The sequence below is a fragment of the Fodinibius halophilus genome, assembly GCF_011059105.1.
Taxonomy (GTDB): domain Bacteria; phylum Bacteroidota; class Rhodothermia; order Balneolales; family Balneolaceae; genus Fodinibius; species Fodinibius halophilus.
Genome location: NZ_JAALLS010000008.1, coordinates 124,234 through 137,293, shown reverse-complemented (window position 1 = coordinate 137,293; position 13,060 = coordinate 124,234). Strand labels below are relative to the sequence as shown.

Here is a 13,060-nt window from a genome sequence, read left to right as displayed (position 1 = left end):
TTCAGGTTTACTATTGGTCCAAGTTGCAAACTTGAACCAGTAGGCGTTTCAAAAACATGTTAGCTACACAGTGGGGGGACTGGAAATAAGGGAAGTAAGTTCATTACTGGGTTACAAACCTGAACCAGTAATAGATGCTGAAAGAGATACTTAGACAGGCCAACCTATGCCAAGGTCTAATCCTCTGGAACCCTTAAGTATGGGTATGGCTTCGGCTGATAAACTCAGTACATGGTTCAGCATGACAAGGTGACTATATTTCTAGTTCTTGCTGGCCTTTGTCGATGTTCATCAACTTTTTTGTAAGCTTTCTATTGGCCTTTGGAAAGGGATAGTCTTCCAGTTCATCAATGGAGATCCATCGTACTTCTTGGCTGGTATTTGGAGAGGGAGTTCCGTTCTCAAGTTCACAAAGGTAAGCGTGCATTGTGATTTTAAAATGGGAATAGGCATGGTCGAGCTTCATAAATGGTTTTGTAATTGCTACCTCTACTCCTAACTCTTCATTTAGTTCACGAGCTACCGTTTCCTCCATATCTTCGTCCTCTTCCTGCTTGCCGCCCGGGAATTCCCACATGCCGCCCAGCATAGCATCTTCGGGACGTAGCGCAATAAGAACTTCTTCATCCTCATTCATGATGATGCCTACTCCAATTTGGTGGTGCGGGCGTTTTTTGGCCGGGGATTTGTATGGAATCTCCTCAGTTTTAACCTTTTTATAAGCTACGCATCCAGCTTGCAGGGGGCACCCTTCACAGTCGGGATTCGAGGGAGTACAGATCGTGGCCCCCAACTCCATTACGGCCTGGTTGAAGTCACCGGGCCGCTCTTCCGGTATGCGTTCATCGGCAGCTTCTTGTATCGCATTTTTTGTAGCTGTTTTTCGGACATCATTTTCAATGCCCAGATACCTACTTAAAACACGGATGACGTTTCCATCCACAACGGCATGTTGTTTCTGATATGCAATGCTCAAAATTGCTGAGGCCGTGTATGGTCCCACACCTTTAAGTTCGGTGATGTCATCCCAGTTATCCGGCACAGTACCGTCAAACTCTTCTGCTACAAGCTTAGAAGCATCATGCAGATGTCGGGCCCGGCTATAATATCCCAGGCCTTCCCACACCTTGAGCACCTCTTGTTGGTCGGCTTTAGCCAGGCTTTCGACCGTTGGAAAGCGTTCCATAAATCGATGAAAATAGGGAGTGGCCTGATCTACACGCGTTTGCTGAAGCATAATTTCAGAGATCCATATTTTATAGGGATCTCCACAATCACGCCACGGCATTTCGCGCTTATTGTTATCGTACCAAGCCAACAGTCGTTCCTGAAAATCGATATTGTTCAATGGATTTTAAGAAGTAGAAAATTAAAAAGAACTAAAAGCTAATCTATTATTTGCCCGAGGTTCCACGGTCAATACTTTCAATCACGTTTATTGTAATATCAACTGATTTAGCTGCTCCATATTGATCCGTCGCAATAATACGGAAACTGTTTTTTCCAACTTGCCGGGCCTTCGGCGTCCATTTAAACTCCCCGGTAGTTTCATCAATGGAAGCGCCATCGGGCATATCTACCCCGAGGAAGCGAACGAGATTTTTGTTTGTGCCGTCGGGGTCCGTAGCCTGAACAGGCAGTGTAAAAGATTCGCCGACAGGAATGGTAATAGAACGAATAGGGGCAAATCGCGGGGGCGAATTGAAAGAGCGAACATTAATGGTAAAGGTAGTGCTGTCAGTTTGCCCACCACTGGTGCTGGCAATAACCTTAACATTATGACGGCCTATGTCGTCGGAGGTTGGTCGCCAGTAAAAACTGTGTCCCCTTAGTTCGGCATTGCTAATATCCTGGGATTGGTAGGTTATCTTTACGGCACTAGCGGGTACCTCTGTTGTGAACTGTATTGGAACCAACAGGGGTTTGGCATGTGGGATATTTTGATTTGAAATAGATTGTAGGTTTAAATTCCCTGAATAATTGGATTCCAACTTATTTTTCTGTGCCGGAGAATCCTCTTGTTCAGAGATGATGATTCTACTCAGCTGATTGTATTCGCACAGCCAAAAAGTATCTTCAGAGATAGTAATATAGTTACCGGCTTTGCGATCTTCTTTCCAGAGATTGGGACTTCTGTTTTTATATGAAGTCCAAAGTCTGTTAGAGGTACCCCGGATGATAAGCCAGTTTTTCCATGCTTCAATTTTGTTGACGGTTTCTCCAATTGTTCCGAGAGCAGCTACGTTGCCTTGTCCGTCAATTTCATAGATGTTACCGTCCGCATCAGATCCGTATAAGGTGTTATTATTGACAAGAAAAATTTTGTTCAATGGCTTAGAGAGAGCAAACTCTTGTTCCAGGATAGTGGTATTGTCTTTGGTATCTTGCTTAAACTGAAAAAGCGTTTGGTCTCGGGAGAGCGCAAAAAGTTGGTTGCCAGAGGTTTCAATGTCTAGAATATAAGTATCGCTTAGCTTTGACCGACTTACAAAAGTTACTGTTGAATCGACTGTGGTCTGTGTTTTAAGCGACAGTTTGCCCAGCCCCTTATCTCCAAGAGCCACATATAAACTTTGGGCAATGCGTTGGGCATCTAAAGGATTGGAGGGCAAAAGAGTAGATGAATAAACTCCAAGAACCGAGGTGGGTTCCAGCACGGTAAATCGTCTATTGTTGCCAAAAAGGTATGCAAAGCGTATATCAGCTGTCATTGTATTGCCGCGCTGAGCCATACCGGTAGAGGTATAGAGCCACTGTAAACTATCTTTTTGGGTGCGAAAAACAGCCATCCCTTCGGTTTCAGATAATACGTAGAGATGAGCCGGAGAACTGTCTATAGTAATAACGGATGGGATTTCCATCACGTAGGAATAATCCTTCTCAAGGGTTGGTTGTGCAGTAGCAACAGTAGTGACAGTGAAAAGTAAAATGCCAAATAGTATAGACACAAATCTGTTCATAAAATTATAACCAATGATGTCGTTGATACCAGTGAATTGTTCGAGAGATTCCTTCGCCGAGTGAGTATTCGGGTTCATACCCAAGTTCGTTTTTTGCTTTTTCAGTGGAGCAAGTCCATTCTAATATTAATTCTTTTGCTTTTTCCCTGTTTAAAACGGGATAAATGCCAAAAAATGATGCAGTTTTTTCAACTGTTTTAGCGATCTTCTTAACATACTTCGGCTTAATATAAATGGGTACCGATTTTTTACCTAAAACCGTTTCCGTAGTTCCGCGAATTTCATCCCAGGTATGAATAGTATCATCTGTAATAAAATAGGTGTGCACCCCTTTTTCTTGTTGGTCGGCTGCGTTTAAGATAGCATTAACAACATCCCCCACATAAATCATAGATATTCGAGGTCGGTTACCATCGCCAATGATAGGGCATAGGCGTTTGTCGGCCATTTTAAAAAATGAGTAGATCTGGTCTTCGCGCGGTCCATACACAGCCGGCGGACGCAGGATTGTAATGGAGGTTTCTCCGTCGGCAAGATCGTGTATCACATGCTCCATCTGTTTTTTCGACTTACCATAATTACTGATGGGATTCATCGGAGCATCTTCACTGAGTGGGCCGTTCTGGCTGGGGCCCGCGGCGGCAAGAGAAGAGAGAACCACAACTTTAGGAACTCCTTCTTTTTGCGCTATCCGAAGCAGGTTTTCGGTAGCGTCTACATTCGCATGGGCCAGGTCGGCATAGGTTGGGGCTTTAACCCGTCCGGCAATATGGAAAATAACATCAACATCTTTGACGGCTTTTTTAAGCACAGCCAGATCATCGAGATCGCCTTTAATACGGGTAAAGGGTTTTCCTTTCAGCCATTTTTCATTGTTTCTAATCAGGCAACGTACCTCTGAGTAGTCATTTGATTCCATTAAATGGTCTGCTAGGTGACTTCCAATAAAACCTGTTCCGCCGGTTACGAAGGCTTTCATCAAATTTTGTATATTTGGTGGCTTAATTAAACTGTGTGAGTACAAATATGTTTGGGTAGCACATAAAAGCTGCCTTAGTATATAGCATTGGCCGGGCCAAACCCAGTTAGTGTTGCGTGTGCGACACTGTTATATTTGCGATCTTTCAAAAGCACGGTTAAGATACAAATCTCAATGATGTATTGGAAAATTTATGAGTGATCTACGAGTAGCAATATTCACAGGAAATTATAACCATATTCAGGATGGCGTTTCACTGACGCTTAACCGGTTGGTAGCTTTTTTAGAAGATAAAGGCATACCGGTTCTAGTGTTTGGCCCCACTATTGATGAACCCGAAATAGATCATGAGGGGGAGTTTGTACCCGTGCCTTCGGTGCCGGTACCGGGCAGGCCCGAGTATCGTATTACGGTTGGGTTCCCTGAAAGAGCTCAAAAGCGATTGCGAGAATTTGATCCCACCCTTATTCATCTTGCTACTCCTGATGTGCTGGGATTTCGAGCAATGCGATGGGGACAGGCCAATAATATCCAGATTGTGGCTTCCTATCATACCCACTTTACCAGCTACTTAAAGTATTACAACCTGGAGATGTTGAAGCTCTTGGGCTGGAAATACCTGGGATGGTTCTACAGCCAGTGTAAGCATATTTATGTGCCTTCACCTTCAATGGCCGATGAGTTGAATGAAGAAGGAATTGATGAAGGAATCCGTATTTGGGCGCGCGGTGTAAATACAGATGATTTTAATCCCGGCTATCGGGATATGGAGTGGCGACGCTCGATTGGGTTCGAGGATGATGACAAGGTTGTGACCTTTGTGTCGCGGTTGGTTTGGGAGAAGAATTTGCAAACCTTTGTGGATACCGTTAAACGGTTGCAGCAGAGTCACGATAATGTAAAATCGATGATAGTAGGTGATGGGCCTGCCAAGAAGGAACTCGAACATATGTTGCCCGAAGCTCATTTCACCGGTTTTGTAACCGGGGATGAGCTGAGCCGTGCCTATGCCAGCAGTGATATTTTCTTATTCCCCTCTGAAACCGAAACGTTCGGCAATGTAACGCTTGAAGCAATGTCTAGCGGTTTACCTTGTGTTGTAGCTGATGCTACCGGAAGTCGGTCGTTGGTAGAGTCCGGGGTTAACGGCTTTTTAGCACCCCCTCGGGATACCAGGGGATTTGCCAAGTGCGTGGCTAAGCTGATAGATGATTCTGACCTCTGGCAAGAGATGGGAGAGGCCGCCCGCCAAAAGGCCATTGCCTATTCGTGGGAAAATGTAAACGGAAAGTTGCTTGATAACTACCGTGAAGCATTGAAAGAACCACGACCTGCCCTCAAATTTTAGTGTTAATAAGTTAAAAGGTTATTACGTGCGAATATTATACGTTTCTCATACCCATCCGCCAAAAGGAGAGATCCTTGAAAACGTTGGTGGCATGCAGCGGGTTAGCCAGCAGTTAATACAGGAATTAAATCGGAAAGAATCGGTAGAAGTTATTACCGAAACTATTAATGTTGCAAAAAAAGGAAGGATCGCTTTTCAGACTGTTGGCTTCTTGTTGAAACAGATGATGAGACTTCCGCATAAAGCCCGAGAGTCTGATGCGGATATCATCCTTTTCTCTTCAATGGTAACGGCGAGCTTGGCCTTTTTTATCCGTCATAAAATTACAATACCGATGGTTACCATTAACCACGGGCGCGATGTTACCTTACCGGTAAAACCTTATCAATGGTTTGTGCCAAAGGTTTTCGATAACCTCGATGGTGTGATTTCAGTATCGAGGGCTACCCGTGATGAATGTATCGCGCGGGGGATGGAGCCGGAAAAAGGGGTGGCACTGCCCAATGGTTTCGATTTCAACAAGCTTAACAACTTTCCGGACAAGAAGGAGTCACGCAATCGGCTGCAGCGGAACTTTCGAATTCCCCTGGAAAGCCATACAATGTTACTAACAGTGGGGCGTATGGTAAAAAGAAAAGGGCACGAGTGGTTTATCCGTGAAGTTATGCCAAAGCTTGATGAACGGGTGGTATATGTAACGGTGGGCGATGGGCCCGAATATGATAGTATCGTTAAAGCTGCCGAAGGAACTTCTTTTCGTGATCGTATTTTTATACTGGGTCGACAGCCCGATGAAGTGTTACAACAAGCATATGCTGCGGCAGACCTGTTTGTGATGCCAAATGTGCCCGTGCCGGGAGATATGGAGGGCTTCGGTATTGTGTTGTTGGAAGCGAATATGGCCGAGACGCCTGCCGTGGCGGCTAACCTGGAGGGTATTAAAGATGTAATAACCCAAGGTAAAAATGGCTATCGTGTACCGGCCCTGGATGCTGAAACCTTTGCTGCTAAAATAGATGAAGTGCTCACAGGTCCCCTGGAACAATTTTCTAAGGGAACCCGTACTTATGTACAGGAACAGTTTAGTTGGCAACATGTGGCACAGCAATATGTTGACTATTTAGATGAAAAAATAAACCACTTCTGAATTCAGAATCACGATTTATAATATCTGATTCATAATTTGATTGATGCTCAATATGGAAGTATATTTACGTTGATAAGCACTTTTCAAAAAGCCGAAAAAAGGACGAATGGCCGAATCCAATTCTGATGTAAAAACGAACGATATTTTTTCAAAGGCTTATGACTTTACAAAAGCCGATGAAATTAAAGAAAAGGGTCTTTATCCCTATTTTAAGCCTCTCCAAGCCACTGATGGTACTACCGTTCAGATTGATGGACGGGAAGTAATAATGGCCGGTTCTAACAATTATCTTGGATTAACAAACGATCCCAGAGTAATTGAAGCCGCGCGAGAAGTTATTAAAACCTATGGAACAGGATGCACAGGATCCCGTTATTTGAACGGGACATTAGATCTGCACCTGGAGCTTGAAGAGAAACTTGCAGAATTTATGCGCAAAGATGCATGTGTTCTCTTTAGTACCGGGTACCAAACTAATGAAGGTTCTATCCAGACTATTGCCGGGCGACGAGATGTTATTTTCTCCGATAAAGATAACCATGCCTGTATTGTTTCGGGAACACTGGTGTCGAATGCAAAAACGATGCGATACCAGCATAACGACCTGGAACAACTGGAAAAATTATTACAAAGAGCCGACCGGGAAGCCGGAAAGATTATTGTCAGTGATGGCGTTTTCTCCATGTCGGGGACTATAGCCAAAGTTGACGAGCTCGTGAAACTTAAGAATGAGCATGATGCTCGTTTGTATCTCGACGATGCCCATGCTATCGGTGTTGTTGGTGAAGGCGGACGAGGTTCGGCTTCTACGTACGGATTGATGGATGAGGTGGATCTTATTAGTGGAACCTTTTCTAAATCCTTTGCATCGCTGGGTGGTTTCTTGGTAGGAGATTATGAGGTTATCGAATATATCCGTCATAATTCGCCGGCACATATCTTTAGTGCATCAATGCCGCCCGCTAATGTAGCTACAGTATTGAAAGCACTTGAAATACTTCAGGAAGAAACATGGAGGCTTGATCGTCTTGAGGAGATTTCTGATTATATGCGTAATTCGCTTCGGGATATGGGCTTTAATGTTTGGAGCAGCCAAACTCCGATTATTCCGGTGGTTATTGGCGAAATGATCGATTGCTTTGAATTTTGGAAAGGTCTTTTCGAGGCCGGTGTTTATGTTAATGCCGTTGTGCCTCCGGGAGTACCGCGTGGGCAATCTCTTGTCCGTACCAGTTATATGGCTACTCATACCGATGACCATCTCAATAGAATTTTAGAAGCTTTTCGCAAGGTTGGTATTGAGCAGGGGATTATTGATCAGAATGGCCACTCGCTTTTGGAAAACGAATAGATCGTGGAAGACGTACAGCAGATAAATGGAATAACCCTTGCTACCACTAAGCAAGAGCGGAAGCAGTTTATAAACTTTCCTTACGAGCACTACTCGGATGAGGAGAAATGGGTTGCTCCTCTTAAGATGGAACAGAAGAAGCTCATAGATGAGGAGAATAATCCTTTTTATGATGAGGGAAATATTGCTCTCTTTCTTGCTGAACAGGATGGAGAGATTTGTGGCCGTATAGCTGCCATTCAAGATCGCCGTTACAACAAACATCACGATAACAATACCGGTTTTTTCGGATTTTTTGAGTGCATTGACGACCAGTCAGTAGCCAACTTATTAATAAAGGTAGCATCCGATTGGCTTTGCGAACGTGGGCATACCGACATATTGGGCCCCTCTAACCCCAGTATGATGGATGAGGTTGGAATACTGGTAGATGGCTTTGAGTATTATCCCAGCATTATGATGCCCTATCATAAGCCCTATTATGATAGGCTGCTTAAGAATGCGGGCCTTACCAAAGAGGTCGACATGTATGCCTTTCGTGCGTACCATTCCAAGATTGACTTGCATAGGATGTACCGGGCCGAAGAGATTGTACGCCGACGTCTGCCAAAGTTCAATATTCGAGAAGTAGATTTAAAGAATATTGAGGAAGAAGTAGAGATTATTCGTCATATCTTTAATAAAGCATGGTCTGACAACTGGGGATTTATACCGCTTAAAAATGAAGAATTATTAGATCTGGCCAAAGACCTCAAGCTTATTTTGGATCCCAAGGGGGCTCATATTGTTGAAATCGATGATGAGCCGGTAGCTTTTTCTATAGCGTTGCCCGATTTAAACCAAGCTTTACGACATATGGATGGAACGTTATTTCCGACAGGTATTTTTAAACTGCTATGGCACCGCAGGAACATAGACCGGTTGCGTACCGCATTGATGGGGGTTCTTCCGAAATATCAAGGCAAGGGTATTGATGCAATGCTCCATAAGGAAGCTCTTATAAATACAAGAGAAGTAGGATACCGTTCATCAGAACTCAGTTGGGTTCTCGAGACCAATACCCCAATGATCCAAGTTGCCAAAAAAATTGGTGCCAATATTGAAAAGACCTATCGAATGTACGCCAAAACCTTATAAAATTTTCTTATTTTTCCTTTCGGATTAACCTTTTTAGGTACTTAAATAAAAGTCCTTTTCAAAACTCCGAAATCTCCCAAAAATTTCCTACCTTTGAGTGCTCGTTTAGGCAAGCTAAAAAAACGAGGAAAAGGAAATTTTGATCAAAATTATTTAGAGATTATGAGTGAGTCTCGTATTGAAACCGATTCTATGGGAGAAGTAGAAGTGCCCAAAAACGCTTATTACGGCGCACAAACACAACGTGCCGTTGACAACTTTCCCGTAAGCGGTATTCGTTTCAGCCGTTCTTTTATTCAAGCATTAGGGATGGTGAAAAAGAATGCAGCCAAAGTGAACCACGCACTGGGCGAACTGGATAGCGGCATTACCGATGCCATCCAGAAGGCGGCCCAGGAAGTTATTGATGGAAAACACGATGATGATTTCCCCATCGATATTTTCCAGACGGGTTCGGGGACCTCTACCAATATGAACTCCAATGAAATTATTTCTCGGCGGGCTAATGAGCTCAAGGATGGTGGCGGCGACGTCGAAATTCATCCCAACGATCACGTGAATTACGGGCAAAGCTCGAACGACGTGATCCCAACATCCATAAGAGTGGCGGCTGTATTGGGGGTTTCAAATAACCTCATCCCGGCGCTTCAAAAGCTTAAAGAAGCATTTTTAGAAAAAGGTGCTGAGTTTTCTGATGTAGCCAAGACGGGCCGTACGCACCTGATGGATGCCATGCCTGTTACCATTGAACAGGAGTTCCAGGGCTATGCACGACAAATTGAGCTCGGTATTGAACGATTAGAAGCGGCGCTAGATCGCATGACAGAGCTGCCGCAAGGTGGTACTGCTGTAGGTACAGGACTGAATACAAACCCTGAGTTTGGCAGCAAAGTGGCTGAAGCATTATCTGAAGAGACAGGAATTGATTTTAAAGAAGCAGAAAACCATTTTGAAGCACAGGCAACAGTAGATGCACCGGTCGAACTAAGTGGTCAGCTTAAAACGATTGCTGTTGGGTTGATGAAAATAGGTAATGACCTGCGCTGGATGAACTCCGGCCCTAACAGCGGCATCGGTGAAATTCAGTTGGAAGCACTGCAGCCGGGATCATCCATTATGCCTGGTAAAATAAATCCTGTAATTGAAGAGTCTATAACAATGGTATGTGCTCAAGTGATAGGTAATGACTCAACGATTACGGTAGCAGGACAATCGGGTAACTTTGAACTTAACGTAATGTTACCGGTAGTAGCACACAACCTGCTGGAATCAATTGAGATATTGAGCAATGCTGCAGATAATTTTGCCGAACGGTCTGTTTCTCGACTGAACGTTAACCGGGAAAAGATTGCTGATATGGTAGGACGTAATCCGGTACTTGTTACCGCGTTAAATCCGCTTATCGGGTACGACAAAGCTGCTAAAATTGCCAAAAAGGCCTTTAAAGAAGAACGACCGGTTAAAGAAGTAGCGCGCGAAATGACCGACTTGAGCGACACAGAACTTGATGAGGCGCTTGATCCTATTAAGATGACGAAGGGAGGATTTATGGAGTAACGCGGCTAGTCGCAACATTGTACTGCCATCCGGCATCATCACAATAATTAATATCTCCGGCTGATCTGATCAGCCCATAACCATGAACAGGTATTATGGCACAAACAGAGACAAAAGAGCAGACATCACTGGCATCACAACTAGCATCCGGTTCGTATACGGATGACCATAAACAGGAGATCCTGGACGATTACAAATTAGCAGTAATGAGTCGGGAAGCTTCCTATATTGGTCGAAAAGAAACCCTCACGGGAAAAGCCAAATTTGGCATTTTTGGCGACGGTAAAGAGCTTCCACAGATTGCTATGGCCAAATATTTTAAAAATGGTGATTTCCGGGCCGGCTATTATCGTGACCAGACGTTTATGATGGCCATAGGCCAGGTGACGGTACAGCAGTTTTTTGCGCAATTGTATGCCCATGCCAACGTAGATGAGGAACCGCATTCCGGCGGCCGTCAAATGAATGCGCACTTCAGCACGCGCAGTCTTAATGATGATGGCCGTTGGAAAGATCTTACGGAGATGAAAAATACCTCTCCCGATATTTCTCCAACGGCAGGTCAGATGTCACGCCTGTTGGGACTGGCCCAGGCTTCTGAAATCTATCGAAATCACGAATCACTTCTAGAAGATGAAGAATTTCAGCGATTCTCTGAAAATGGAGATGAGATTGCGTGGGGAACCATTGGTGATGCCAGTACTTCTGAGGGGGTTTTCTGGGAGACTATTAATGCGGCCGGTGTACTCCAGGTACCGATGGTGATGTCGGTTTGGGACGACGGATACGGCATTTCTGTGCCCCGAAAATACCAGACTACCAAAGAGAGTATTTCTGAGGTATTATCAGGTTTTCAGCGTACCGAAGATAAAGAGGGGCTCGAGATATTGACCGTGAATGCCTGGGATTATCCTGCGCTGATGCAGACCTACAGCCAGGCAGAACAGATTGCTCGTGAAGAGCATGTGCCGGTACTGATTCATGTTCAGGAAGTAACGCAGCCTCAGGGGCACTCAACCTCCGGTTCGCACGAACGCTATAAGTCTGATGAAAGACTCGAATGGGAAGAGGAATTTTGCTGTATCAATAAGACCCGCAATTGGCTGATTGATGAAGGTATTGCCTCAGAAGAAGAGCTCGAGGCTCTTGAAGATGAGGCCAAGGAAGATGTAAAAGAGGCTCAGAAAGCGGCATGGAAATCGTTTAAGGATGAGCTTAAAGAAGAGCTGCAAACAGTAGAAGGCATATTGGATAACCTAATTGCTGAAAGTAGTCATGCCGAAGCCCTAAAGAAGATTAAAAAGAATATGGGGGCTCCCTTAATTCCGCTTCGAAAATATATTGTGACCGGTGCCCGTAAAGCACTTCGTATTACGCGCAATGAACAGCTGGATAGCAGAAGTGAGCTTCAACAGTGGCTTGATGAAAATAATGAAGAGAATGCCGAGCGATACCACAGTCATTTGTATAGCGAAACGGACCAGTCGCCGCTTAATATCGAAGAGGTAGAACCAGAGTATTCAGATGATCCGGAAAAGGTTGACGGCCGACTGGTGCTGCGCGATAATTTTGATAAGATTTTTGAGAAATATCCCGAAACACTGGTTTTTGGTGAAGACACCGGAAAGCTGGGGGATGTAAATAAAGGGCTCGAAAATATGCAGGATAAATTCGGAGAGCTCCGCGTTCGTGATACCGGTATCCGTGAAGCAACGATACTTGGGCAGGGTATAGGAATGGCGCTAAGGGGCTTGCGTCCTATAGCCGAGATCCAGTACCTGGATTACCTGCTGTATTGCTTCCAGGGACTCAGTGATGATCTTGCTACGGTACGCTATCGCAGTATGGGCGGGCAGAAAGCGCCGCTTATTGTCCGTACACGTGGTCACCGTCTCGAGGGGATCTGGCACACCGGATCGCCTATGGGTACGATTATTAACGGGATACGCGGTGTGCACGTTTGTGTGCCGCGCAACTTAACCGATGCAGCTGGTATGTACAATACACTGCTGCAGGGCGATGATCCGGCTCTCGTTATTGAGCCGCTCAATGCGTATCGCCTGAAGGAAGATAAGCCTGAGAACTTAGGCGAGTTTACCGTACCGCTGGGTATTCCAAATGTAGTTTCAGAAGGATCGGATATCACGATCGTTTCTTACGGATCTACATGTAATATTTGCGAGTCGGTATTATCGGAACTCGAAGAGGTGGGTATCTCTGCTGAACTTATTGATGTGCGCACGCTCTTGCCTTTTGATCGCAACCACGATATTGTAGAGTCGCTCAAGAAGACTAACCGCATACTTTTTGTGGATGAAGACGTGCCGGGTGGCGCATCCGCCTTCATGATGAACAAGGTGCTGCAGGAGCAGAAAGGCTATTACTACCTTGATTCTGAGCCGCAGTGCCTGACGGCCAAAGAGCACCGTGCGGCCTATGGTTCCGATGGAGATTACTTCTCCAAGCCTAACGAAGAGGATATCTTCGAGGCGGTGTATGCCCTGATGAGCGAAGCCAATCCGGCGAAATACCCGCCTATTTACGAGTAATATTTTCATGTTATAGTCTACGCTAAAACCTC

General features: G+C 44.9%; 9 protein-coding genes. 6 read left to right on the top strand and 3 right to left on the bottom strand.

Going from position 1 to position 13,060, the window contains the following annotated elements:
- Positions 1-253: 253 nt before the first annotated feature.
- Genes mutY through G3569_RS07950 form a run of 3 tightly spaced genes read right to left on the bottom strand, consistent with a single transcriptional unit; the run spans position 254 to position 3,939 of the window.
- Positions 254-1,348, bottom strand: a complete 1,095-nt coding sequence (gene mutY, locus G3569_RS07960; RefSeq protein ID WP_240894651.1) for an A/G-specific adenine glycosylase — start codon at positions 1,346-1,348, stop codon at positions 254-256.
- A 46-nt stretch (positions 1,349-1,394) separates the two neighbouring features.
- On the bottom strand, positions 1,395-2,960 hold the full coding sequence (locus G3569_RS07955) for a putative Ig domain-containing protein (protein ID WP_205720084.1): 1,566 nt from the start codon (positions 2,958-2,960) through the stop codon (positions 1,395-1,397).
- 4 nt (positions 2,961-2,964) lie between these two features.
- Positions 2,965-3,939, bottom strand: coding sequence for an NAD-dependent epimerase/dehydratase family protein (locus G3569_RS07950; protein ID WP_165267844.1), 975 nt, complete (start codon positions 3,937-3,939; stop codon positions 2,965-2,967).
- 193 nt (positions 3,940-4,132) lie between these two features.
- Between G3569_RS07950 and G3569_RS07945 the strand changes: the two genes are divergently transcribed.
- From G3569_RS07945 to G3569_RS07920, 6 genes are all read left to right on the top strand, one after another.
- Complete coding sequence (locus G3569_RS07945; protein WP_165267842.1) at positions 4,133-5,287, top strand: glycosyltransferase family 4 protein; 1,155 nt, start codon at positions 4,133-4,135, stop codon at positions 5,285-5,287.
- A gap of 25 nt (positions 5,288-5,312) precedes the next feature.
- The gene (locus G3569_RS07940; RefSeq protein ID WP_350356554.1) at positions 5,313-6,434 is read left to right on the top strand and encodes a glycosyltransferase family 4 protein; all 1,122 of its coding nucleotides are present in this window, start codon (positions 5,313-5,315) and stop codon (positions 6,432-6,434) included.
- A 106-nt stretch (positions 6,435-6,540) separates the two neighbouring features.
- A complete protein-coding gene (locus G3569_RS07935) occupies positions 6,541-7,785 on the top strand; it encodes an aminotransferase class I/II-fold pyridoxal phosphate-dependent enzyme (protein WP_165267840.1) in 1,245 nt (414 codons plus the stop codon).
- A gap of 3 nt (positions 7,786-7,788) precedes the next feature.
- Positions 7,789-8,922 carry an N-acetyltransferase gene (locus tag G3569_RS07930; protein WP_205720083.1) on the top strand — a complete coding sequence of 378 codons (1,134 nt, stop codon included), beginning with the start codon at positions 7,789-7,791 and terminating at the stop codon, positions 8,920-8,922.
- 162 nt (positions 8,923-9,084) lie between these two features.
- A complete protein-coding gene (locus tag G3569_RS07925) occupies positions 9,085-10,479 on the top strand; it encodes a class II fumarate hydratase (protein WP_165267900.1) in 1,395 nt (464 codons plus the stop codon).
- A gap of 95 nt (positions 10,480-10,574) precedes the next feature.
- Complete coding sequence (locus G3569_RS07920; RefSeq protein ID WP_165267838.1) at positions 10,575-13,028, top strand: alpha-ketoacid dehydrogenase subunit alpha/beta; 2,454 nt, start codon at positions 10,575-10,577, stop codon at positions 13,026-13,028.
- Positions 13,029-13,060 lie beyond the last annotated feature (32 nt).